Here is a 22082-nt window from a genome sequence, read left to right on the forward strand (position 1 = left end):
CCACCACACCCTCCCGAGCAAGCCCCGACCCGTCGCAAGTCCGATCCTGCCGTGACCGAGATGCTCACCGATCCAGCTCTGACCGGCATGACACGAGCGGACTTCGCGCACCTGGTCGCGGTCTCGGAACCGTATTGGGACGCCCTGACCGAGGCGGCCTTCCAGCGTCGCTTCCACCGCCCCCGCGGTTACTTGCATCCACAAACCAGCAGCGTCGACCATTTCCACAGGCTTCTGACAGCCCTGCTGCGACGGCGAAGGGCCGTCACCAGCACGCTGCTGGCCCAACTACTCGGCGTCACGCGCACCAACCTGTCCAACCAGTTCCGGGACGGCCATCGGATCCTCGACCTGCACCGGATCGACGTCTCACCAGTGCCCGGATCACCCGCGCGCAGAGGGGATGTCCTCGTCGTCGGTAGTGGGAGAGGCGGGCTTGGTGTTGTCGGCGGCGGCGCCAGTCCCTATCCCCAGAGCGCTGACGGCGAACATCGCGGTGATCTATCGTGCAGCAGTTCACCAACATCATGGACGTCAACCACGCCACTTCCTACGGCACAAGGTCAGTGGTCAAAGTTGGCGAGATCTGCGCCGTTATGGACATCTGTGAGCGGTGAGCCCGCCAAACACGGCCACTCGACTGATAGCTGTATGTCATGGTGAGAGGCATGGTCATCGTGGCACGCGACGCGACCTCGCGCAGACGAGCCAGAATCGCGCCCGTTCGCGTCGGAGGAAGGAAGCTCGAACCTCCGGCTCATATCGTCGGGGAGTCTGGCACGGCGACTGTCATCGATGTGGCGCCAGCGACCCGTAACAGTGTGGGAATCCAGATCGATTGCTCAGCTACAGAGATGGTTTCGTGGACTGTAGCAATACAGTCGTAATCGACGATGACGGGGGCAGGAGTGCGGTTACGGGCGTGGAGATCGCTGTGACGGAGTCGTCGAGCTTCTTCGAGCTTCCCGAGACCTGGCAAGTCGTCATTCCGACGGACGACGACTCGATCACCCGTCGCCGTCGAGCGCTGGCTCCGATCCAGATGCTCACCGACCTCGAACGGACCAAATCGAGTCTCGACGGCGATTTCTGGGACGACTACGACCTGTTTCGAATCGCACTGTCGGTGATCGATCAAGTCGCCTTGGCCATGGGGTTGTCGGCAGGCCGCACATGGGATGAGATCCTCGACCATGCCAGCGACCAGGCCGCGCGGCAGTGTCCTGATGCCAATGCACGTGAGTGGGCGAAAGTCGGTGAACGGGTGGTCGTCTCACTTGTCACGACGAACGTCGAGATCGTTAGACACCTCGTGCACACAGTTGACGGTCCGGTCTGGCGGCAGCAGCGGTTTCGGCTGTTGTATCTGCATCCGACTGGTGCCGATGGACTCGAACACCTTCGGGCGTCGGAACAAGCTATCAACATCTTCGTCGAGGCCCTGGATCTCGACATCGAGGCAGCGCAGATCGCCAATGAAGCCGTAGTGAGCGTCGTTGTGGCTGAGCGCCTTTCCGGATGCGCACGTGTCGGGGTCTGATGTCGCAGCCGGTGCGTATGCCTGGTTTCGACGAGCGGTAGACGAGATTGATCCGCAGATCTGGGAGTCCTGGTGGATCTCGCTCGAGCGGCGGGTGAACGACGGAACCGACGTGATGTGGCACGAACCGTGGCCGCACGACTACTGGGTTGCTCAGGGGGTCCGGTACTCCGTGATCGGCTTCGCGATGCAAACCTGGAGTCAGCGCGGCCCCTTGGACGACTGGCCGCTGCTGGAAGCCGAGCCGCCGGGTTTGGTGCCGGTCGGTCTCGGCCGGACATCGAACTCCGCTGCCCTCGACGATGTGCTCACCGGCGCGGAGCCCCTCGCCGACCGGCGGGCGGAATGCCTCACTCGGCTCATTCCGATCCTTCGGGAAGAGCCAGGGGCGGCCGGACAACCGTCACAGCGGCTGCTGCAAGCGGAGTTCGTTCGCGCCTGGCTGAGTTCGATCACCGGTAGTGCGCTCACAGGCCTCATCTTCGCCGAAACCACCGACGCCGACCTGCTCTATCGAGCGACATTGCAACGACTCGAACAAGTGCTGGACATCGTGGAGTGGACAGACCAGCCGCAGATCGACCTCGCCCGCGCCGTCGAGGCCTGGTATGCGGCGGAATGGCGCGACCAGCAACCGAATCTCGTCCCCACGCAGCAGGGACAACCCATTTGGTGGCAGGACCACTGGTACTGGTTGGGCCGGACATGGGAGCACGACGCCCTGCGCGAGGCCATACACCTCGTCGCCGAGCTCCTGGTCTGTCCGCCGCTTGTGGCTGCTGTGGGCTTCGTAGCCACCAGAGACGATCCCGTGAACGCACTCGGCTTGTGCGTCCTGCGCCGTTACGCCTTGGGGCTGCGGGCCCTGGCATGGCTGGAGGAAGCAATCTCGCATCCGTGGCAAGACGTCCGGCTGGCCGACGTCGTGCTCTACGCGTTCGGCGCTGTCGCCGCGTGGTGGCCGCGCCCCTCCCTCGCGATCAGCCACAGATCCGGCGATGTCAAACCGACGCTGATGACGCTCGGCCTCTGGGGCGCCGCCCACGTGTCCATCGACGCGGTGACGGTCCCGGCGGGGGAAACCAACACCGCAATGGTGTGGCGCCTCTTCGCCGCGGCGCCTGCGATCGTGCGCGTGCGCTCGGACAGATATGCCGCAAGTCTGTGGTGCAGACGTGAGGCGGAACTGACGCAATATCTGCGGGATCGATCCGACTTCCTGCGCGGCCGTGTCGTCGCGGATCTCACCGTATCCAGCTTGTCGGCGGTCGATCAGGAATTCGCGGCGCGGCAGTTGCTATCGGTGCGGTCGGGGCGGCGAACGCCCGACTTCCCGCCCAACACCATTGTGCTGGACGTACCGAGCCTTCCGCGCGTGCTCATCGACGTATTCGCGGCAGTAAGCACGTTGCGTTTGCTGATCGGCCTCCTCGGCGACGTAGACGCAGTCAATCGAATCGCCGACGACTTGTTCACCGATCAGCTCATCACTCTTCCTTCGCCGACCAACCACCCGCTGGGTTGGGCGATGCACCGCGCGGCTTTCCGGGCATTGCCGCAGTACGGGCGCAAGCATCGGCGATCGCCGGTGCGTCTGAGCCGGGACTATCCTCGTTCGGAGTTCGCACTGGACTCTGCCGAAGTCGTAGACCGAGTACCCGACCTGAGCCGACGCCAGAACGCAGACACCGACCTGCTGGCCGCGTTGGAGTGGAACCGTGAGATCCGCCGCTGGTTTTCGAATTCTTGGAACTCGCAGCGCGTGGTCATCGACTGCCGACCGCTGGACGCGAGAGCATTCGCCGAGGACCCCGGCCACGCCATCAAACGCGGTATGCTGCAACTGCGCACCGAGGCCATCGTCTTCCTCACCCAGCACGCCGATCAGGCAGCCGACACCTGGCCCACGATCAGGGATGTCGACCTACCGATCCTCACCGTCTACCTGCCCGACCAACTGAGATGGCTCGGCCAAGCCTTCATGCTGCCGACATGGATCGCCGCCTACTGCTCCCTGCCCACCCTCGAGTTCGCGCCCAGCCTCGTCGACGCGATGTTCACCGCCCTTGCCGACCAGTTCGCGGCCAACCCCGACCTGCCTGCGCCACAACACTATTCCGACGTCTTCGCGGTCGATGCCGGGCCGGGCAGCCCGCTGTACGAAACATTGGAACTCGCTCGCGAACTCGACGAAGAGCCACCATCCTGACCGGAAAATCGGGCACCCCTTCGGTGTGGCACGTCTGCCGGTGAACCGATTTCGCCGCTCCGGTCGGAGTTCCCAACGATGCGGGGCGTTTCGGGTCGATTCTCGTGGTGCGTTGGGCTAGGCGGTCGGCGGACGCCCTGCCGGTGAGGGTGGTGTCGGTCGGCGCCGAAACGCGCGGCATTGGTGGCGGCCCACCGGGCGAAGGTCGTCGCGGGTCGGCCGGTGACGTCCTGGACGCTGGTGACAGGCAGGGCCGTGGGAGGCACGTCGAAACTGGTGAGGACGTAGGGATCTGCCCGGTGTCGGGTCGAACTCGGCGACACGGTCCCTGCCGTACCCGAGTTGCCCGAGGCAGTCGAGATCTACCGGCGCTTTCGGCGCCAGAAGCGGATACAACCGCGGCGGCCTACCTCGCCAGGGTGCAATCCCCCGACCGGGACAGTGAGCAGGTGCGATGTCGCGGCGTCGCGTGGCTACCACAGCGACGGAAATCGCTCGACTGTGCGGCAACCGTCTGGCCGGGGCTCCATGGCCCTGTATGCCTTGATCGTGGATCCGAGATTATTCGAGTAGTCGTCTACTCAAGCGAGCCCGTATGCCCTCCGGTAGAGCTTGGGTGAGAGAGGCGATCACATCCTGTCAGCACAAGCCACCGAACCTGGTGTGCGCCCAGCCCGTATCGATCAGGCCGGCCGTGTGGCGGTGGCGATCTGGAAAGCGCTGTCTACGCGTCTGATTTTCGGCTCCCGCAGGCCGGCGCCTTCGAGCAAGGCGACGAGTTCGGCGTCGGAGTGGAAGCGGGCGGTACGTTGTGCGGATATCCCGGCGTGATGGCGGATGCACTGCTGAGGCGCCCGAGATGGTGGTCGTCGAAGGCGAGGTCCAGGGCGCCGAGGTTGTCCTCGAGTGCGCGCGGGTTCGGGCACCGAGAACGGGTGCGGTGACCCCAGGTCGGCGCAGCAGCCAGGACAGGGCCACCTGCGCCGGTGACCGGCCGAGTTGCCGGGCCACTTGGCGTACGATCTCGGCGATGGTCAACGACCCGGCGTCGGTGGTCTTCTCACGGACGCGGACCTGGCCGTGATCCGCGAGCACCGCCCGACTGCGCGGTTGTCGCGTTGACCGGAGTCGGCCATGGACTGCAGTTGCAGGACCCGGCCGCGGTGACGGCGGGATTCGAGAGATTGATGACACTGCTGAACATCGCGGCGTGATCCGACACGTCGCCCGTCGCGGCACCGAACCATTCGCCATGCGCTGGTGGCGTTGCCCTGACTCGGGCCAATGACTGACTGCACCACCGCGTGATAGAGACCACCGTCGCATGGTCGTGTCGACATCATGACCGCCATCGGCAAGGTGATCCGAAATCGAAATAGATGAGAAGGCAGGCGGTACAATCGAATACGCGCTCCGGCATGTGCGGTGCTTCATCCCTGGGTGTTCGATCGGCCCGCATGTGCGCCGATGGTCGTTGAGCGTAGTTCGTGACAAACTGCTGGTCGCTCGTCTCCACTCGCAAAGGGGGATGCCGTTCGCTGCATCACGATCTCATCCGACACAGGGCAACATGGCTACAGGTCCGCCCGGGGAAGGATTCCAATGTCCGGGGGCGGCCTAAGTATGAAGGAGCTCGACAGATGGCGGCACGATCGTACTGGGTACGCGTATACAACTACACCGGGACCGACCTCACTTTGACGAATAAGGCACTGCAGCACGGAGTCTGGAGCAACAACGGCGGAGCCACCCCACCCGACGTCATCCCTGAAGGTCGGCGAGCGGAATGGGGGAGCGAGTCCGATGGACTCGCCACCGGCACCGAAGGCGAGGTCGTCTACGCCTCCGCCGCAGGGGAATTCAAGGTTTACTGGGACAACCCTTACGTAGGCTCCGACCAGACCTCCGTGCGTACGCCGACGCGGTTCTCCTCCGTCAAGGAGGACAGTCGCGGAGACAACGCCACCCTCAAGGTAGCGCTCGTGCAGGAGGAATGACGCGGAGTCGTCATTCGCCATCGATCGGAAGTACCCATCTCTCGTCGGCTTGAACAGCCTCCGTAGGCAGGGCCGCGACCCCGGCGCAGAGTCCGAAACTCGACCAGGCGGCGTTTGATGACGTCCTCGACCGGGAGGCCGTCTGCTATAGCGTGGCTGAGGAGGGAAGACTCTGAGCGCGCATGCGCCGGGATCGCGGTGCGGGATGCGACTCGTGGCCGACAGTGGATTCGCCGAAGAAAGACAATGACCACACTCGTGCACATGGGGGACGCTATGAATTCGTCTTCTTCAGGACTTGTCTCAGGTCACTACCATCTGTTCTCGGCTCGCCACCCGGCCAATGCGGTCGGTGTGCACCCTGACGATATGCATTCGGGGACCGTCTCCAAGCCGGTCAAGGTCCTTGGTTCGGAAGTGCCGCCCTCGATATGGGAGGTGGTGGTCAAGGCCAACGGCAAAGTACGGCTATACATCAAACACCTGCAATTGCGTTCCGTCTACGACAAGTACATCTACGCCTCCCACCCCAAGATCGGCCAACCAGAACCCGGGCAAGAGTGGACGATCGAGCCCACCAGCACCGGCCGGTGCCGGATCCGCAGTACCCAGAACTGGACCAAGGACAGCGTCTGGTTCGTCTTGGATATCGACCCGGTCGCGTTGCAGGAGGCCACAGAGCCCGTGCCGCTCTCCCAGGAATGGATGTTCGAACCAATACAGTCCCGATCGTGACCGTCGGCCGTATCCGACAGACTGTGAGCGCCGAGCACCCGCACCGCGGAATGTGCGCGTGTTGTCGGCGCCAGCGGGCGCCGATTCAGGCGACGATGGCCAACAAAGTCGTCGCGGCGGCGGCTAGTGCCGTGTCCAGGAAGGTTGATGCGGTAATCAGTCGGGGTGGCGAGTTGCCCGGTGCGGGTTGAGCGGTGATGCTGCCCGGTGGAGGTGGTGGCGGTGGCTCGGAAACCGGAAGTGTTCGTTAGAGCGGTGACCCCGGAAGAGGGCCGCAAGCTGGCGCAGATCGCGCGGCGCAGCAAGGTGCCGGTGCGGATGCGTCGGGCGGTGGTGGTGATGGCCTCGGCCCAGCATCAGCCGGTCGGGTTGATCGCGAAGCTGATGCAAGTCTCGGAATCGTATGTGCGGCAAGTGATCCACGACTTCAACGCTCATGGATTCGAGGCGCTGGACCCAAAATGGCAAGGGGGCAGACCGGCCAAGACCGATCAGACGATGCGTGAAGTGGATCTGTCAGATCGCCCGGTGCTGTCCCCGTGACCTGGGTTGGCCGTTCAGTGTGTGGAGTCTGTCGAAACTGGCAGATGTGCTGCGTATCAACGAGATCGCCGATATCAGCCGCGAAACACTACGGAAGATCTTGATCGCCGGCGCTGTGTCGTGGCAGGCCACGAAGACGTGGAAGGGCTCCGGGGACCCCGACTTCATCGCCAAGATGAACCGAGTCCTCGATCTCTACGACAATCCGCCCGCCGACGGCCGGGTGATCTGTGTGGACGAGTTCGGGCCGTTGAACCTGCAACCCCGCGGCGGCCGCGGCTGGTTCGGAGTCCGGCGCCCGGCACGCCTACGCGCGACCTACAACCGCACCCAAGGTGTCCGGCACATGTTCGGCGCCCTGGACCTGGGGACGGGGCAGTTTAATTACCGGATCCGGGACCGGAAACGGTGGACAGAGTTCCTGGCGTTCCTGAAATCGCTACGAGCCCGCTGGCCGGGGCAGAAACTGTATCTGATCTGCGACAACTACTCGGTCCACAAGCGGGCCGAGGTGCGGGCCTAGTGCGCGGCCAACCAGGTCGAGTTGGTGTTCCTGCCCACCTATTCGTCGTGGCTGAACCGAATCGAGTGCGAGTTCGCCGCCCTGCGCCACTTCGCGTTGAACGGCACCGACCACCCAGCCATACAGAGCAGGACACCGCGATCGGTGACTACATCCGCTGGCGTAACCAACACGCCACACCTATCCGGGACTTCGCTGTCGGCTCCAAGATCCGACGGCCGGATTACCTACCGAACGTTGCTTGACGCGGCACTAGCCACAATGCCGCTGAGGGCGGTGGCCGGCACGGTATCGTCGATCGTGCGGACCAGCAGATCCCGCGAGCGCGCCGCCCTACGCAGTGCGAGGTGGCGGGCGGCGGATCGTGACGGTGGACACATATCCCGAGATCCCCCGGCCCCGGAGGGACAGACCGCGGGGCGAACCGCATGCGCGTGAGTATGGTCGTCGAGGATGCCGAAGCTGATCCGGGCAGGACCATCGGCGGACCGCAAAGGGTTTCTTGCTGCCCGGGGTCAGCTGTGGCGCGTGAGGGGCCGGTGGGTGGTCGGGTTGTGAGCGTTCATGGAGGTTGGACAGCACTGTGGTGTCGGGGAGTTCGCGCTGGCACTATCGACACCCGAAACTGGACGATTGACCAATTTCTGCGAGGGAGAGTTGATGACCGCTGCCGGCGAGCCGATCCGTAGCGACTGGACACCCGAGGGTGGGTGCGGTCTGCAAGTGGCTGTGGTGAGCGTCGCCGATGGTGGCCGCTACTACACCCACGGCGAGGGTGAGGTGGTCGAGGCTGTAGTCGAGCAGCCGTTGCTCGGGGGTCCGCGGCGGTACACCCGCACCCAGGTTGCCGAGCTGTCGGGGGTGTCTGTCGATCGTGCCATGAAGTTGTGGGTGGCGCTGGGCTTACCGGCCGCGGCGAGCGACGACGAAGTGGCGTTCACCGACTCCGACATCGCCGCGGTGCGCCAGTTCACCGCGATGGACCCGGTCGCGGGAGCGAGTGAGCAGAGCCAGATCGCCGCCGCGCGCACTGTCGGTCAGGCGATGGCGCGGCTGGCCGAGTGGCAGGCGGACCTGATCGCCCGTGAGATCGGCAGCCGCACCGCCGAAGGCGGGCAGCCGGTCTCCGAACCGAACCGAGACGCCACCGCCCGGACCATCGCAGTCCTCGCCCGGTTGCAGGAGTATGCCTGGCAACGGCATCTCGCTGCGGCGCTGAGCCGCTCACTGGTATCCGATGGCGCGACACGGCATTTGCTCGTCGGGTTCGCCGATATGGTCGGCTACACCCGGTTGTCCCGTCACCTCGACCTCGACGAGCTGACGGATCTGCTGGAGACATTCGAGACCACCACCACCGAAGCGGTCACCGCCCATAGTGGGTGGGTGATCAAGAACGTCGGCGACGAGGTGATGTTCGCCGCCGACAACGCACGCGACGGCGCCCGGATCGCTGTGGCCATGAACGCGGCGATCGCCCGAGCGGCGCAGACGATTCCGGAAATGCCCCAGATCCGGATCGGCTTGGCATACGGTCCGGTCCTCACCCGTTTCGGCGACCTCTACGGCACGGTGGTCAATGTCGCGGCCCGGCTGACCGGCGTGGCCCGGCCGGGAACAGTCCTGCTCGACGACGGCGCCGCCGCCGTTCTGGAGGACGACGACGAATTCCTCCTGCGCCATCTGCGCAGCGTGCGGGTCAAGGGAATTCCCCGGTTACGCTCCCACGTACTGCGAGAGCGGACGCGCAAACAAAGCTGACCGGCTACAGGTCAGCGCTTGCGAATGTGGCCCGCAAGCGCGGCAAAGAGTGGAGCGCCGGATTCGGTGACGCCGCCGACAGCGCGAACAGCGGCTGGGTTCCTCCCGAGCTCCGCGACTCAGCCAGCGTGGAAATGCTTCCGCGGTGCGGCGACAGCTTCTGGACATGACTTCGTCGGTCGTGGTGCCGGTCAGGTGTCGAGATCGGCGGCGACCAGTGCGGCGACCTTGTCGAGCGCGGCTTGGTCGTCGGTGGTGATGAGGATCGGGGTGCCTTGGGTGGCGCCGAGGGTCATGATCATCAGCGCGGAGCCCGCGTCGACCGGATCGCCGCCGACGAGCGAGAGGGTGACAGGTACGCCCGCGGCCTGGACAGCTTCGGCGATGATGTTGGCGGGACGGGCGTGCAGGCCGATGGACGAGCCGACTTCGATGGTTGTCTGCGGCATGGCGGGATTCCTTCTGTTGGGGACGTTTATCCGGCGGTGACGGTGGTGGGGGAGGGCACGGCGGTTCGTGTGCGGGCCAGTTCTTTGGCGACGGTGACGCAGATCGCGCCGACGAGCGTGCCCGCGGTGAGGGCGGCGAGGAACCACAGGATGTGGCCGACGGCGAAGAAGACGAAGATGCCGCCGTGTGGTGCGCTGAGCGTGGTTCCGGTGGCCATGATCAGCGCGCCGGTGACGGCGCCTCCCGCCATCATGGACGGGATGACGCGCAGCGGGTCGGCGGCCGCGAAGGGGATAGCGCCCTCGGAGATGAACGACGCGCCCAATAGCCAAGCCGCTTTGCCATTTTCGCGTTCGGCGGTGGTGAACAGGCGCGGTCTGATCGTGGTGGCCAGCGCCATGGCCAGGGGTGGCACCATGCCCGCGGCCATCACCGCGGCCATGATGCGCAGTGACGCGGTATCGGTGACGGCCAGTCCGGCGACGGCGAAGGAGTAGGCGGCCTTGTTGACCGGTCCGCCGAGGTCGAAGCACATCATCAGGCCGAGGATGATCCCGAGGGTGATCGCGGAGGTGCCGGACAGCCCGTTGAGCCAGTGGGTGAGTCCGCTGGTCACCGCGGCGAGCGGCTTGCCCAGCACGATGAACATGGCAGCGCCGACGATCAGTGACGCGAACAGCGGGATCACCACCACCGGCATCAAGCCACGAGCCCATTGCGGGACTGTGCGGCGCGCGATCCACAGCGCCGCGAACCCGGCGATCAGTCCGCCGACCAGACCGCCGAGGAATCCGGCCCCGACGAACACCGCGACGGCTCCGGCGGTGAATCCTGGTGCGAGGCCGGGGCGGTCGGCGATGGCGAAGGCGATGTAGCCCGACAGCGCGGGCACGAGGAAGCCGAAGGCGAGAGTGCCGAGTTGGAACATCACCGCGCCGAGATAGGTGGCCAGTCCGCCCTGGGGCAACGCCGTCAGCGAGTTGTCCAGCACGATGGTCTTGGCGTGGTCGGCGATCTCGTAGCCCCCCAGCAGGAAGCCGAGCGCGATGAGCAGGCCGCCCGCCGCGACGAACGGGATCATGTAGCTGACGCCGGTCAGCAGGATCTGGCGTAGCCGGGTGCCCCAGCCGAGAGCTTCGGATTTCTCTGTGGCCGAGGACTTTTCATCGGGTGCGCGGCCGGGGACGGTCGCGGCGCCGGGATCATTCGCGGCGCGTAGCGCGTCGGCGATCATCGTGTCCGGCTCGTTGATCGCCCGTTTGACCCCGGAGGCCACGACGGGCTTGCCCGCGAACCGGTCGCGCCCGCGCACGCCGACGTCGGTGGCGAAGACCACCGCGGCGGCGGCCGCGATGACCTCGTCACCGAGGGGAGTGCTGCCGCTGGACCCCTGCGTTTCCACGCGCACGGTGACACCGGCGCGTTTGCCTGCGGCGACGAGGGCATCGGCGGCCATATAGGTGTGTGCGATTCCGGTCGGGCAGGCGGTGACCGCGACGATGGTGCGCTCGACCGCGGGTTCCTCGTGCTCGGATGTTGTACCCGTGGTCGCGTTCTCCGCGGCGGTGGTGCTACGCGCGGCGGTCGTGGCAGTGGTAGTGGGCGCGTCGAGCACGTCCTCGACCAGGGCCACGATCTGCGCGGGTGTCGCCGCCGCACGCAGGTCGGCGACGAACTCGGGCTTCACCAGCGCACGCGCCAGGCTGGACAGCAGTTTCATGTGCTCGGCTCCCGCGCCTTCCGGCGCGGCGATGAGAAACACGAGGTCGGCCGGACCGTCTGGGGCGCCGAAATCGACCCGCGGGGCGAGCCGGGAGAACGCGAGCGAGGCTTCGGTGACGGTCGCGGCGCGGCAGTGCGGAATCGCGATCCCACCGGGAAGCCCGGTCGCGGACTGGGCTTCCCGGGCCAGCGCCGCGTCCCGAAGCGCCGCCGCGTCGCGCGCACGGCCGGTTGCGGCCAGGCGCTGCGCGAGTGCGGTGATCACCGCATCCTTGGCGGCGCCGAGGTCGGTGTCGAGGGTGATCAGATCCTCGGAGATGATCGAGTCGGCCACCATGGCCTCCTTCAGCTGTTGTGCAGGGCGTCCAGCGCCGTGACGCGCACGGCGTCGAGGTCGATGTCATGCGGCCCGGGTACGCCGGTCCCGGGAAGGGCGGCGGCGGCGCTGCCGTAGGCGACCGCGTGGCGCAACCGTTCGGTGGGCTCGGCTCCGTCGGAGTCGGCGAGCAGGTAGCCGGCCAAGGCCGAATCCCCCGCGCCGACCGTGCTGCGCGGTGTCACCCTCGGCGCGGGCGCGTACCAGGCGCCATCCGGGGTGACCAGGACGGCGCCCGCCTTGCCGAGGGTCGCCAGAACCGTCCCGACGCCCCGCTCGACCAGCGTCGCGGCAGCGCGGGCGGCGGCCACCGGATTCTCCAGTTCGGCGAGGTCGGCGCCGGTGAGCTGACCGAGTTCCTCGGCGTTCGGTTTCAGCAACCGCGGCGGATGGGAGCCGACGGTGGCGGCGACTGCCCGCAGCGGCGCGTCCGAGGCGTCGATCGCCACCGGTATGCCGCGCAGCCGCCGCAGTAGCGCGACATACCAGTCGGTGGGTACTCCCGGCGGCAGCGAGCCCGACAGCACCACCCAGGACGCGGCAGCGGCGAGGCCGTCGAGCGTCTCGGCCAGGGCAGCGGTGCAGGCAGTGGTCAGCGGGGGACCGGGTTCGTTGATCTTCGTCGTGGTCCCATCGGTTTCCGCGATCGTGAGATTGGTTCGCGCCGTCCCCGGTATAGGAACAGCGCGGTAGGCGATGCCGGCGTCGCCGAGCTGCCGCAGAAGCGGATCGCCGGTGTTGCCGGGCAGCACGGCCACGGTGGCGCGGCCCGCGGCGGCGATCACCCTCGAGACGTTGACGCCCTTACCGCCGGGATGCGAGTTCACGGTGGCGGCGCGGTGCACGGCGCCGCGGTGCAATGCCTCGGTGAGGGTGACGGTGCGATCGATGCTGGGGTTGGCGGTGAGCGTGACGATCATGCCGTGACCACCTCGAGGCCGGACGCGCTGAGTTCGCTGCGCACCGAATCCGGCACGCCGGTGTCGGTAACCAGGGCGTCGACGTCCTCGATCTCCGCGAAGCGCACCAAGTCCTCGCGGCCGACTTTGGTGGAATCGGCGACCACGACGACGCGGTGGGCGCTGGCCACCATGGCGCGCTTGACCGCGGCCTCATCGATGTCCGGGGTGGACAGGCCGTGGGCGGTGGTGAGCGCGTTGGTCCCGAGAAAGCAGACATCGACGCGCAGTTCGGCGAGCATGCGCTGGGTCTCCGGGCCGACGGCGGCCTGGGTGACGCCGCGGACGCGTCCGCCGAGCAGGTGCAACCGCACCGCGGCGTGCCCGCTGAGGCGGGCCGCGATCGGCACCGAGTTGGTGACCGCTACCAGTTCGCGGTCGGTCGGCAGCAGGGCGGCGATCCGCGCGGTGGTGGTGCCCGCGTCGAACAGGACGCTGCCGCCGGTGGGCGGCAGGAAATCCAAGGCCGCTTTGGCGATGCGGTCCTTCTCCGCCGCACGGCTGTGCTCGCGTTCGCCGGTGCCGAGCTCGATCGCGGTCAGCGCCGCGGCAGGCACCGCGCCGCCGTGCACACGCCTGACCAAGCCCATCCGGTCCAGGACCGCGAGATCACGCCGAACCGTCTCGGTCGTGACGCCGTACTGGTCGGACAGCTCAGTGACCGACACGCGGCCTCGTTGCCCGACCAGCGTCGCGATCGCCTGCTGCCGTTCCTCGGCGTACATCCGACCTCCCGGTTCGATGTTGGTTTATGTTGTTTTATATCTGTCCGTGTTGCTTTGTCAATGATGTGGCGTAGTGTGGATCACATCGAAGGCCGGGCGGGCATGGAATCGGGCTCGCTGGTTCAGCTGTGGAGGTAGGCGACAGGTGACGGGATCTTTGCAGGTAGAGACGGGATCGGTAGTACTGGTCGGCACACCGGCGGTTTCCGGGGTGGCGTTCGCGCCCGCTGTCCGGCCGAGCGCCCGGCCGCACATCGCGGAGTCGACTGATGTGATTGCCGAGTCCGATCGGGCATCCGAGCAGGCGGCGCTGCTGGCCGCGGCGACGACGGTCGCGAACCGTTTGCGGGGACGTGCGGCAGGGGCCGGTGGCGCCGCCGCGGAAGTCCTCGCCGCGAACGCCGCGATGGCCACCGACCGCGGCTGGCTCGGTGGGGCGCAGAAGCTGATCGCGGCGGGCACACCGGCGCGTGCGGCGGCGGTCGCGGCCACCGACCAGTTCGCCGAGATGTTCACCAAGCTCGGCGGGCTGATGGCCGAACGCGTGACCGACCTCCGAGACGTCTGCGATCGGGTCGTCGCCGAACTGGCCGGCGCGCCCGAACCAGGCATTCCGGTGCCGGAGCAGCCGGCGGTCCTGCTCGCCGAGGACCTCGCGCCCGCGGATGCTGCGGGGTTGGATCCCTCGCTCATCATCGGCTTGGCCACGTCGTTCGGCGGGCCTACCAGCCACACGGCGATCATCGCGAGGCAACTCGGCATTCCTTGTGTCGTCGCGGTGGCCGGTCTCGACGCAATCGCGGCAGGTGCGCATGTGCTGCTCGACGGCTCGTCCGGGCGCATCGTCATCGATCCCGATACCGAGGTCGCGTCACGCGCGGTCGAGCAGTTCCGTGCCAGGACGGCACGCGACGCCGCCTGGGCCGGGCCGGGCACCACCGCCGATGGTCACCGGGTGGAAGTCCTGGTCAACGTCCAAGACGGCCCGAGCGCGCAGGCTGCGCGCCGGACACCGGCCGAAGGTGTCGGCCTGTTCCGCACCGAATTGTGCTTCCTGGACCGGGAAACCGAGCCCACGGTAGCGGAGCAGGAACGCATCTACCGGGAAGTGCTCGACGCCTACGCCGGCGCGAAGGTGGTGATCCGGACCCTGGACGCCGGATCGGACAAGCCGCTGCGGTTCGCAAACCATCCCGACGAAGCCAATCCCGCGCTGGGGGTGCGGGGTATTCGCATCGCCGCGCGCGACGCCGGAATCCTCGACCGGCAACTCGACGCGATCGCCCGAGCCGCCGTCGGCCGCGCGTCGACGCCGTGGGTGATGGCACCGATGATCTCGACCGCGGCCGAGGCGGAATCCTTCGCCGAGAAGGTGCGCGACCGGGGGTTGATCCCCGGCGCGATGATCGAGGTGCCCGCCGCCGCGCTCACCGCGGAAGCGATTCTGCGCCATGTCGATTTCCTCTCCGTCGGCACCAACGACCTCGCGCAGTACACGATGGCGGCCGACCGGATGTCGCCCGCACTGGCCGCCCTCACCGACCCGTGGCAGCCTGCGGTGCTGGCTCTCGTGGCACGCACCACGGCCGCTGGTCAACGACTGGGCAAGCCCGTAGGGGTGTGCGGTGAAGCCGCGGCCGATCCGGCCCTGGCTTGCGTGCTGGTCGGCCTCGGCGTCGGATCACTGTCCATGGCTGCAGGCGCCATCCCCGCGGTAGGCGCCCGCCTCGCCGAGACGACTCGCGAGCAGTGCCGGCGCGCCGCGTCTGCGGCGTTAACGGCCACCGACCCGGCCGCAGCTAGGACGGCCGTGCGAGCGGTCCTCGACTCCACTCCCGACGCCTGACCGATGCTCACCTATCTGGCATTTCCTCGGAGTCCAGGGCGTGCACACCTAAGGTGCCCGAAACTCGGTCGCGGGCGAGCACGGGTGCGGCCGCAGCGGGTGCTGGCCGATAAGGCGGACTGCTGGTTCAGAGGGCCAGTGGTGCGCGGGGACTGATGTTCTCGACCTGGCCGGGGACCCATCAAGGGATGGTGCAGAGGCTGTTCCGACAGTGAGGAGTCATCCACCAGCGGTCGTGCTTCCGACTTCATCAACGAAGACAAACGCGACTTCGTCCCACTCGGCTGGACTTGGAGTCGGCTCGACATACCGGATCGCCCGATCGCCGAGGAAAGTCCTCACGGACAGATCGCTCGACGCGATGATGTAGTGCACGTGATGCAGCAGCCACAGCGCGTCCCGGTGCCCAGTCATCAACTCCTGGCGTGCCACCGTCAGCGACGGTTGTGGTGTTCCGCCGCCGGACTGGAAGAACTGCTTCGTGAGCACGATCGTGTCGCTATTCAAGAAGTCAACGCGCACGGAGTAGCCGTGTAATCCCTGATTTCCCTCAGTCGCTAGTAGGTCTCGGTGAAGTTGGACAGGTCACTCGTGGTGCCCAGATCGGCCGCGATCGAGACCACCAAGCGCGGACGCTCCGAGTCGCGAATACGAGAAGGTATCCCCTTCTGCTTCAGATACCACTGAATGCCCGCGGTTCTGCGAGCGAAGTACATTCCCACCAAGCCGTCGATGCTGTCCTGCACCTTCGCGAACTCGCCCATCAGAACAAGCGCCAGGGTCCTCATATCGGAATCGTGTCCGATCCCCATATCTTCTCCGATCCACTGCGACGGCCAAGTTGACAGATGCGGGCCTTAGTGCAGCCAGCTACGCGAACGACTGCAAACGAATATCGGGATATACATTCTCGGCCTTCTGTCGGAGTCCGACGTCAGCGAGCATGGCGGTCACATACGACTCGCTGACTCGGTGGATGTCGTCGGCCAGCGAGGGCAGATGGATACTGAGTGCCTTGACCGCCGACGGCACACTCGGCATAAACGACACCAGTTCAGGCTCGGTCGTCGGGTCGAGGACACTGAGCGTGAAGTGGTGCAACCGGATCGAGTCGACGTCGGTGAACTGGAGGCGCCGGGTGTAGGCGATGTTGGTCGTACTGTCGCGCACGAACGCCTGTCTGCCGAGGTGCATCAGCTTGTGCCTGAACAACTCGAGCGCCGCGCGGTGCTCCTCTGGGCCTCCCACGTGCATGTAGCGGCCCAGGAAATCCGTCATCGACCGGCGCCTCGTTCTGTACCGATCACCCCGGCAATCGCAGCAGTTCGACCGGGTTACCGCCGAACGCCGATGTCTTTCTCAACCAGCAGGAGGAATCGCAGCAATGATCAGGTTCGCCTTCGCCGGGCGGGTCTCCACCGAAGACCAGCAAGATCCGGACGCGTCTCGCAACTGGCAGCTCGGACGCGCGAACGCCCTGGTCGGTCAGCACGGGCGGATCGTCGCGGAGTTCTTCGACATCGGGCAGTCGCGGTCGATTCCATGGAAGCGCCGCCCCGCGGCCGGGCGGCTGCTCGAGCTGCTCAAAGAACCCGAGCGAGGGTTCGACGCGGTCGTGATCGGCGAACCGCAGCGCGCGTTCTACGGCAACCAGTTCGGGCTGACGTTTCCGGTCTTCGTTCACTACGGCGTGCAGCTGTGGGTGCCGGAGGTCGGCGGTCCGATCGACCCGGAATCCGAAGCGCACGATCTGATCATGTCGGTGTTCGGCGGCATGTCCAAAGGCGAACGCAACCGCATCAAGATCCGCGTCCGCGCCGCCATGGCCGCGCAAGCGCAAGTCGAGGGCCGCTACCTCGGCGGCCGACCGCCCTACGGGTACCGTCTCGCCGACGCCGGGCCTCATCCGAATCCGGGCAAAGCCGCCGACGGTAAAGGCTGCATACCCTTGAACCCGACCCTGTCACCGCGCCAGTGGTGCAACGGATCTTCGGCGAGTACCTGTCCGGCATAGGGATTTTCGCTATCGCGCAACGCCTCACCGGCGACAACATCTTGTGCCCGTCGGCCTACGACCGCAGGCGCAACAGCCATCGCTCTGGCGCCGCGTGGTCCAAGAGCGCGGTGCGCGCGATCCTGGGCAATCCGCGCTACACCGGCTACGAGGTGTGGAACAAACAACGCAAGCAGGAGTCCCTCATCGACGTCGATGACGTCGCCTTGGGCCATCACACCCGCTTGGCGTGGAACCCGAAAAACGAGTGGGTCTACTCCGACCAACCTGCCCATAGCGCACTCATCAGCAAGGACGCCTTCGAACAGACACAACTACGGCTCGCCGCCCGAGGCCCGCAATCGACGGGCAGGACCACGACCCGTCGCCAGCACCCGTACGCCTTCAAGGGACTGTTGTTTCACGACGCCTGCGGACGGCGGATGCAGGGCAACTGGAACCACGGGCTGCCGCACTACCGCTGCCGGTATCCGTCCGAGTACGCCCTCGCCAATAAGCTCGACCACCCGACGACCGTCTACCTGCGCGAAGATCAGCTCAGCGCCCCGATCGATTCATGGTTGGCCGACATCTTCCACCCCGACCGGATCGAGCATTCGCTGACCATGCTCGAGGATGCGCAGACCGACAACACTCCCGCCATCGAGAGTGCACGACGATCGCTTGCCGAACACGACCGCAAACTGTCCCGGTACCGAGCAGCACTGGAAGCGGGCACCGACCCGGTCCTTGTGGCGGGCTGGACCCAACAAGTTCAACGCGAACGCCAGGACACCGCGGCACAGCTCACCGCGCTGGAAGCCGAACAACGCTCGGTTCACCACTTGAACAAGGAGGAGATCCACCAGCTCGTGACCTCACTGGGCGGCCTGGTCCACATACTGAAGGCGGCCGACCCCACCGACAAACTCGAGGTCTACCGGCAACTCGGCCTGAAACTCACCTACGGAGTCGTTCCCCAGCATCAGCGGCGGCACGCTCGACCAGCGCGGCGAGTATCTCGTGAGGAGTGCCGGTAGGGCACACGAGGTCGAGGACGCCTTCGATGGTCCCGCTTCCCGGCCGAATCACCGGGGCACCGACGGCGACTACCGGATCGAAGTAGCGATTGAAATGCTCGGCACCGTCGACGATCGAGATCGCACGTTCCTCCAGCACTGTTCCCAGGCCCGTCGAGCCCACACTGGCCTCATCGAATTTCGCCCCCTTCAATACCCCCATTCCATCGAGCAGCCTTCCCATCGACGAGCTAGAGACCCATCGCCCGGCGATGTAGGCATCCCGATCCGTCACCATCATGGCGAACTCGGCGGTACCCAATTGGGCCATGATGGCCTGGACTACCGGCCTGACCGCGCGCAGAAGCGCGCTGCCGGGGTCCATCGCAGAAGCGAAGACCACGGTCGGCTCGGCGTCGGGGCGCACTCCGCCCAGCTGGGCACGCTTCCACGGACGCAGCGTCGCCGGGCGGACATCGGGTGATTCGATCCCCTCGTACAAGAACGCGTCCCGCGCTGCGGCAATCAGTGCCTGATCGTTCATGGCTCTCCTTGCCGACGATCCACCTACGAATAATGCTCATCACCGCAATCGTGGGACCAGCAACATAGTTGTCTCGATGGTAGCTCGCGCGGCCGCTGGATGGTGTCTCGGATCTGAGACATTACGGCGCCCTGAGCGTGCGCGGGGCCAAGGCTGTGCAAGGGTCTCGAAGTCGAGACACTGCAGCGTTGCGCCGCGCGCATAGCCTTCGTCCACGGCAGTCGCCGATATCGCATTATCCGACTCGGTGAAGGAATAAATCATGGAAGAGCGCGTCACATTTCACAGCGATGGCGAGACCTTGGTGGGTACGTTGTTCAGGCCGCACGGAGTCCAGGGGCCATTGCCCACGGTGGTCGCCGGCGGCGGATGGTGTTATGTGAAGGAAATCGTTCTTCCTCACGTTGCACGGATCGTGGCCGAGCAGCAGGTGGAGTTTCTGGGATTCGACTACCGCGGATTCGGGGAGAGCAGTGGCGAACGCCGCCAGCACATCGACCCGTGGGAACAAATCTCCGATTACAAGAACTCACTGAGCTACGTCGAAACCCGCGATGATGTCGATGCTCGGCAGCTGGGAGTCTTCGGCATCTCCTACAGTGGCGGGCACGCGCTGGTGCTGGCGGCCACCGACAGTCGAATCAAGGCCGCGGTTAGCGTGGTTCCAGTAGTCGAAGGGTTCGACAACATGCGCCGTGCTCACGGCGAAGTCGCCTTCGCGCATCTCGAGTCCGAGATCCTGGCCGATCGCAGGGCACGCGCCGCGGGCGGAGAAGGCGCGAATCTGCCCATGCGCACCTCGGCTCCGGCGAAAGAGCTGTCCACCTGGCCCTTCCCTCGCATCGAAGAAGTGTTCACCTCGCTGAAAGAGTCCGACGAAGCCGCTCGACATGAGCACTGGAGCACTCTCGAGTCCACCGAATTGCTGCTCAACTATTCGGTGTTCCCCTTCCTGAACCGTATACTCGACAAGAAGTTGATGATGATCGTCGCCGAGGGCGACAACATCACGATGTGGGACAGGGAGATTGCCGCTTTCAATGCCATCGCCAGCCCCGCTAAACGGCTGGAGATCCTGCCCGAGGTCAGCCACATGAGTTTGTACTCCGACCAGCGTGACACCAATATCGCAGCCGCGAAGACCGCCGACTGGTTCGGTGCGACTTTCCGCGCGGCGAACTGAGCGCCCGGCTCGATCGCATCATCTGACATGGGGTCATGAAATGAAATTCCCGTGCGGTGGATCATCTTGATCCACTGTATATCTGTTCGACGCGCTGGAAATCGTGATTATCTCGCTGGCATTGCCGTCGATGCGCGCCGACCTCGGCATCAGTGTCGTACAAGGCGGCCTGCTGGCCACGGCTACCCTGCTAGGCATCGGCGCCAGCTCGGTCACCGTGGGCAGGATTGCTGACAGACACAGCCGCAAGATAGCTCTGCCGGGCAGCCTAACTCTGTTCGGTGTCTGTGCACGGTGTTGGTCAAGGTCATGCCCACCTTCGCAGCGATCATATTGTTGCAATTGATCGCCGGCTTCGGCCTCGGCGGAGTCTGGGCGATCGTCTCGACCTACGTCGTCGAGTCCTGGCCGGCACGGGAACGTGGCCGAGCGGTAGCGTCCGTTATGAGCGCCTTCCCAGTCGGCGGCATGCTCGCGGCACTGATCGCGGGAACCCACTCCTCGGACTGGCGGGCAATGTTCTTCGCCTCTGGCGTAGGCACGATCGTGCCGATCGCACTGCTCTGGAGGTTCTTCCCCCAATCACGGGAATGGCTCGACACCGTCGACGCACGCCGGGCCACCGGCGCCGCATCAGTAGCGAACACCCGACAAATCGTCGCGGCGCTCGACTGTGTCGGCGTCGTGGTATCCGAATGCGTGAAGGCAGTGCGCCAGCGCAGCAGCGTGTGGTGAGCGATCGTCGCGTGTTTCGTCGAGATTCACACCGTCGACGGTGACCACCACCATCAGGATTTCGTCTGCTCCGCATCTGCGGGCACTAGGCAGTGTTGCCATTCGCAGAAATCTGTTGTCGACTGCGCGGCTCAGGGAACGACGGTGAACAGCTCGTAGCTGTGCCCGTCGGGGGCGTGCACGTAGACCCCGCGCCCGCCTGCCAGGTTGTTGGTCTGCCGGTCCCACCCGTGTTCCGGGCCGGAGCCGTACTCCACGGCAGGCCATTTCGCCAGCCTCTCCAGCACTGCCTCGAAGGTGTCGTCATCAATGAGGAAGGCGTAATGACCGGGCTCGACCCGCCCGCGGTCGTCGAAGTCGAACGTCAGATCGTCGTTGACACGCACGGGCACGAACGGCCCGCTCGGAGCGGAGACCACCAGTCCCATCAGTTCGGCGAAAAATGTTGCTGCGGATTGCTTGTCGGTCGCCGGGACGATCGTGTGATTGAGAACGATGGGCATCACTGCCTCCTGTGCCGTAGACCCCGAAAAGCCATTTGTATGCGATGTGCATACAAGTATAGGTGCGTATCGCATACGATGTCGAGGGTGAGTACACGCGACGCTCGAAACACCCCGACCGCAGCCGACACCGCCACCATCGGCGACGCGGCCGAGGGAGGCCCGGCCCTGTTTCGGCTGGTCCGCTTCTGGTCGCGCCGCTGGACCAACCAGGCCCTCGCTCGTGTGGCTCGGGAAACGGACGCGGAGCTGCGGCGGGTGCAGCACATTCAGGTCGTAGAAGCCGTCGCCGCCGCGCTACGGACAGGCGAGGAAGCAGCGGTCACCGATGTGGCCGAGCAGCTCGGTCTCGACCATTCCGGCGCCAGCCGTATGGTGCGTGACGCAGTCGCAGCCGGATACCTTGCCCGTAGCGACTCCGCTCGCGACCGTCGCCGCGTCGTCGTGCAACTCACCGAAAGCGGACACGAGCTGCTGACCGCATCCCACGACTGGCAACGCTGCTGCTTCGACCAGCTCACCGCGGCGTGGAACGAACGCGACCGCCGCCAATTCGCCAGCTACCTGCAACGCCTCGCCGACGAGACGATCCAGTGAATCAATCGGCCGCACGAGCGCCGCGACATCTATTGGGAGACACTGCCTTGAAGGCCGTGCTTATCATCGGAACGATTGGTTTTGTATTCTGTATGAGGGGTTCTCATTGCACGTCCGACTTT

25 protein-coding genes are annotated in these 22082 nt (G+C 65.7%); 15 read left to right on the top strand and 10 right to left on the bottom strand.

The window, feature by feature from the left end; translation table 11 throughout:
• The first annotated feature begins 51 nt into the window (after positions 1 to 51).
• The 3 genes from NG1_RS37255 (at position 52) to NG1_RS33365 (ending at position 3749) form a co-directional block, all read left to right on the top strand.
• A complete protein-coding gene (locus NG1_RS37255; RefSeq protein ID WP_157114390.1) occupies positions 52 to 663 on the top strand; it encodes a hypothetical protein in 612 nt (203 codons plus the stop codon).
• Positions 664 to 922: 259 nt separating this feature from the next.
• The gene (locus NG1_RS33360; RefSeq protein ID WP_062977627.1) at positions 923 to 1540 is read left to right on the top strand and encodes a hypothetical protein; all 618 of its coding nucleotides are present in this window, start codon (positions 923 to 925) and stop codon (positions 1538 to 1540) included.
• A 94-nt stretch (positions 1541 to 1634) separates the two neighbouring features.
• Entirely contained in the window at positions 1635 to 3749 is a 2115-nt protein-coding gene (locus NG1_RS33365; RefSeq protein WP_157114391.1) for a hypothetical protein, read from the top strand.
• Between the two features lie 639 nt (positions 3750 to 4388).
• On the opposite strand, the gene NG1_RS38650 is transcribed toward NG1_RS33365, so the two are convergent.
• Positions 4389 to 4844 carry an aldo/keto reductase gene (locus NG1_RS38650; protein WP_245660159.1) on the bottom strand — a complete coding sequence of 152 codons (456 nt, stop codon included), beginning with the start codon at positions 4842 to 4844 and terminating at the stop codon, positions 4389 to 4391.
• 545 nt (positions 4845 to 5389) lie between these two features.
• On the opposite strand from NG1_RS38650, the gene NG1_RS33370 reads away from it, so the two are divergent.
• The 5 genes from NG1_RS33370 (at position 5390) to NG1_RS33390 (ending at position 9308) form a co-directional block, all read left to right on the top strand.
• Positions 5390 to 5746, top strand: coding sequence for a hypothetical protein (locus NG1_RS33370; RefSeq protein WP_062977631.1), 357 nt, complete (start codon positions 5390 to 5392; stop codon positions 5744 to 5746).
• Between the two features lie 246 nt (positions 5747 to 5992).
• A complete protein-coding gene (locus NG1_RS33375; protein ID WP_157114392.1) occupies positions 5993 to 6481 on the top strand; it encodes a ricin-type beta-trefoil lectin domain protein in 489 nt (162 codons plus the stop codon).
• Positions 6482 to 6736: 255 nt separating this feature from the next.
• Entirely contained in the window at positions 6737 to 7024 is a 288-nt protein-coding gene (locus NG1_RS33380; RefSeq protein ID WP_063910504.1) for a helix-turn-helix domain-containing protein, read from the top strand.
• The gene (locus NG1_RS37260) at positions 6918 to 7547 is read left to right on the top strand and encodes an IS630 family transposase (RefSeq protein WP_157114393.1); all 630 of its coding nucleotides are present in this window, start codon (positions 6918 to 6920) and stop codon (positions 7545 to 7547) included. Before NG1_RS33380 ends, NG1_RS37260 begins: the two co-directional genes overlap by 107 nt.
• A gap of 660 nt (positions 7548 to 8207) precedes the next feature.
• On the top strand, positions 8208 to 9308 hold the full coding sequence (locus NG1_RS33390; protein ID WP_084499388.1) for an adenylate/guanylate cyclase domain-containing protein: 1101 nt from the start codon (positions 8208 to 8210) through the stop codon (positions 9306 to 9308).
• Positions 9309 to 9499: 191 nt separating this feature from the next.
• Here the strand turns inward: NG1_RS33390 and NG1_RS33395 are convergent, their stop codons facing one another.
• The 4 genes from NG1_RS33395 to NG1_RS33410 are packed head-to-tail and all read right to left on the bottom strand — an operon-like array spanning position 9500 to position 13540.
• Positions 9500 to 9757, bottom strand: coding sequence for an HPr family phosphocarrier protein (locus NG1_RS33395; RefSeq protein ID WP_062977635.1), 258 nt, complete (start codon positions 9755 to 9757; stop codon positions 9500 to 9502).
• 26 nt (positions 9758 to 9783) lie between these two features.
• A complete protein-coding gene (locus tag NG1_RS33400; protein WP_245660160.1) occupies positions 9784 to 11814 on the bottom strand; it encodes a PTS fructose transporter subunit IIABC in 2031 nt (676 codons plus the stop codon).
• 11 nt (positions 11815 to 11825) lie between these two features.
• Positions 11826 to 12776 (bottom strand): 1-phosphofructokinase, encoded by a 951-nt coding sequence (pfkB, locus tag NG1_RS33405; RefSeq protein ID WP_062977639.1) that lies wholly within the window; start codon positions 12774 to 12776, stop codon positions 11826 to 11828.
• Complete coding sequence (locus tag NG1_RS33410) at positions 12773 to 13540, bottom strand: DeoR/GlpR family DNA-binding transcription regulator (protein WP_062977641.1); 768 nt, start codon at positions 13538 to 13540, stop codon at positions 12773 to 12775. Before NG1_RS33410 ends, pfkB begins: the two co-directional genes overlap by 4 nt.
• Before the next feature lie 145 nt (positions 13541 to 13685).
• Here NG1_RS33410 and NG1_RS33415 point away from each other — a divergent pair, with 145 nt between their 5' ends.
• Positions 13686 to 15386, top strand: coding sequence for a phosphoenolpyruvate--protein phosphotransferase (locus NG1_RS33415; RefSeq protein ID WP_062977644.1), 1701 nt, complete (start codon positions 13686 to 13688; stop codon positions 15384 to 15386).
• A gap of 219 nt (positions 15387 to 15605) precedes the next feature.
• Here NG1_RS33415 and NG1_RS33420 read toward each other — a convergent pair whose 3' ends face one another.
• From NG1_RS33420 to NG1_RS33430, 3 genes are all read right to left on the bottom strand, one after another.
• A complete protein-coding gene (locus NG1_RS33420; RefSeq protein ID WP_157114394.1) occupies positions 15606 to 15875 on the bottom strand; it encodes a hypothetical protein in 270 nt (89 codons plus the stop codon).
• Between the two features lie 68 nt (positions 15876 to 15943).
• Positions 15944 to 16174 (bottom strand): hypothetical protein, encoded by a 231-nt coding sequence (locus NG1_RS33425; protein ID WP_157114395.1) that lies wholly within the window; start codon positions 16172 to 16174, stop codon positions 15944 to 15946.
• An 82-nt stretch (positions 16175 to 16256) separates the two neighbouring features.
• Positions 16257 to 16664, bottom strand: a complete 408-nt coding sequence (locus NG1_RS33430; protein ID WP_062977650.1) for a hypothetical protein — start codon at positions 16662 to 16664, stop codon at positions 16257 to 16259.
• A 106-nt stretch (positions 16665 to 16770) separates the two neighbouring features.
• Here NG1_RS33430 and NG1_RS38655 point away from each other — a divergent pair, with 106 nt between their 5' ends.
• Positions 16771 to 17400, top strand: a complete 630-nt coding sequence (locus tag NG1_RS38655; protein WP_062977652.1) for a recombinase family protein — start codon at positions 16771 to 16773, stop codon at positions 17398 to 17400.
• Positions 17364 to 18419 carry a recombinase family protein gene (locus NG1_RS38660; RefSeq protein WP_245660161.1) on the top strand — a complete coding sequence of 352 codons (1056 nt, stop codon included), beginning with the start codon at positions 17364 to 17366 and terminating at the stop codon, positions 18417 to 18419. Before NG1_RS38655 ends, NG1_RS38660 begins: the two co-directional genes overlap by 37 nt.
• Here the strand turns inward: NG1_RS38660 and NG1_RS37265 are convergent.
• Positions 18340 to 18942 (bottom strand): GAF domain-containing protein, encoded by a 603-nt coding sequence (locus NG1_RS37265; protein ID WP_157114396.1) that lies wholly within the window; start codon positions 18940 to 18942, stop codon positions 18340 to 18342. The two genes, NG1_RS38660 and NG1_RS37265, sit on opposite strands and share 80 nt — an antisense overlap.
• 262 nt (positions 18943 to 19204) lie before the next feature.
• Between NG1_RS37265 and NG1_RS33445 the strand changes: the two genes are divergently transcribed.
• The 3 genes from NG1_RS33445 (at position 19205) to NG1_RS33450 (ending at position 20860) form a co-directional block, all read left to right on the top strand.
• Positions 19205 to 20125 carry an alpha/beta hydrolase gene (locus NG1_RS33445; RefSeq protein ID WP_062977656.1) on the top strand — a complete coding sequence of 307 codons (921 nt, stop codon included), beginning with the start codon at positions 19205 to 19207 and terminating at the stop codon, positions 20123 to 20125.
• An 82-nt stretch (positions 20126 to 20207) separates the two neighbouring features.
• Positions 20208 to 20471, top strand: coding sequence for an MFS transporter (locus NG1_RS39165; RefSeq protein ID WP_084499385.1), 264 nt, complete (start codon positions 20208 to 20210; stop codon positions 20469 to 20471).
• Positions 20420 to 20860, top strand: coding sequence for an MFS transporter (locus tag NG1_RS33450; protein WP_062977658.1), 441 nt, complete (start codon positions 20420 to 20422; stop codon positions 20858 to 20860). Before NG1_RS39165 ends, NG1_RS33450 begins: the two co-directional genes overlap by 52 nt.
• A gap of 131 nt (positions 20861 to 20991) precedes the next feature.
• Here the strand turns inward: NG1_RS33450 and NG1_RS33455 are convergent, their stop codons facing one another.
• Positions 20992 to 21363 (bottom strand): VOC family protein, encoded by a 372-nt coding sequence (locus NG1_RS33455; RefSeq protein ID WP_062977660.1) that lies wholly within the window; start codon positions 21361 to 21363, stop codon positions 20992 to 20994.
• A gap of 87 nt (positions 21364 to 21450) precedes the next feature.
• Between NG1_RS33455 and NG1_RS33460 the strand changes: the two genes are divergently transcribed.
• Complete coding sequence (locus tag NG1_RS33460; protein ID WP_218019023.1) at positions 21451 to 21960, top strand: MarR family winged helix-turn-helix transcriptional regulator; 510 nt, start codon at positions 21451 to 21453, stop codon at positions 21958 to 21960.
• Positions 21961 to 22082 lie beyond the last annotated feature (122 nt).

This window comes from Nocardia gamkensis NBRC 108242 (genome assembly GCF_001612985.1).
Taxonomy (GTDB): domain Bacteria; phylum Actinomycetota; class Actinomycetes; order Mycobacteriales; family Mycobacteriaceae; genus Nocardia; species Nocardia gamkensis.

Coding starts and splice junctions, on each gene's coding strand:
- NG1_RS37260 (WP_157114393.1), top strand. CDS start 6,918: ATGGATTCGAGGCGCTGGACCCAAAATGGCAAGGGGGCAGACCGGCCA.
- NG1_RS33430 (WP_062977650.1), bottom strand. CDS start 16,664: ATGACGGATTTCCTGGGCCGCTACATGCACGTGGGAGGCCCAGAGGAG.
- NG1_RS38655 (WP_062977652.1), top strand. CDS start 16,771: ATGATCAGGTTCGCCTTCGCCGGGCGGGTCTCCACCGAAGACCAGCAA.
- NG1_RS33370 (WP_062977631.1), top strand. CDS start 5,390: ATGGCGGCACGATCGTACTGGGTACGCGTATACAACTACACCGGGACC.
- pfkB (WP_062977639.1), bottom strand. CDS start 12,776: ATGATCGTCACGCTCACCGCCAACCCCAGCATCGATCGCACCGTCACC.
- NG1_RS33390 (WP_084499388.1), top strand. CDS start 8,208: ATGACCGCTGCCGGCGAGCCGATCCGTAGCGACTGGACACCCGAGGGT.
- NG1_RS33445 (WP_062977656.1), top strand. CDS start 19,205: ATGGAAGAGCGCGTCACATTTCACAGCGATGGCGAGACCTTGGTGGGT.
- NG1_RS33375 (WP_157114392.1), top strand. CDS start 5,993: ATGACCACACTCGTGCACATGGGGGACGCTATGAATTCGTCTTCTTCA.
- NG1_RS33455 (WP_062977660.1), bottom strand. CDS start 21,363: ATGCCCATCGTTCTCAATCACACGATCGTCCCGGCGACCGACAAGCAA.
- NG1_RS37265 (WP_157114396.1), bottom strand. CDS start 18,942: ATGAACGATCAGGCACTGATTGCCGCAGCGCGGGACGCGTTCTTGTAC.
- NG1_RS33425 (WP_157114395.1), bottom strand. CDS start 16,174: ATGAGGACCCTGGCGCTTGTTCTGATGGGCGAGTTCGCGAAGGTGCAG.
- NG1_RS33410 (WP_062977641.1), bottom strand. CDS start 13,540: ATGTACGCCGAGGAACGGCAGCAGGCGATCGCGACGCTGGTCGGGCAA.
- NG1_RS33395 (WP_062977635.1), bottom strand. CDS start 9,757: ATGCCGCAGACAACCATCGAAGTCGGCTCGTCCATCGGCCTGCACGCC.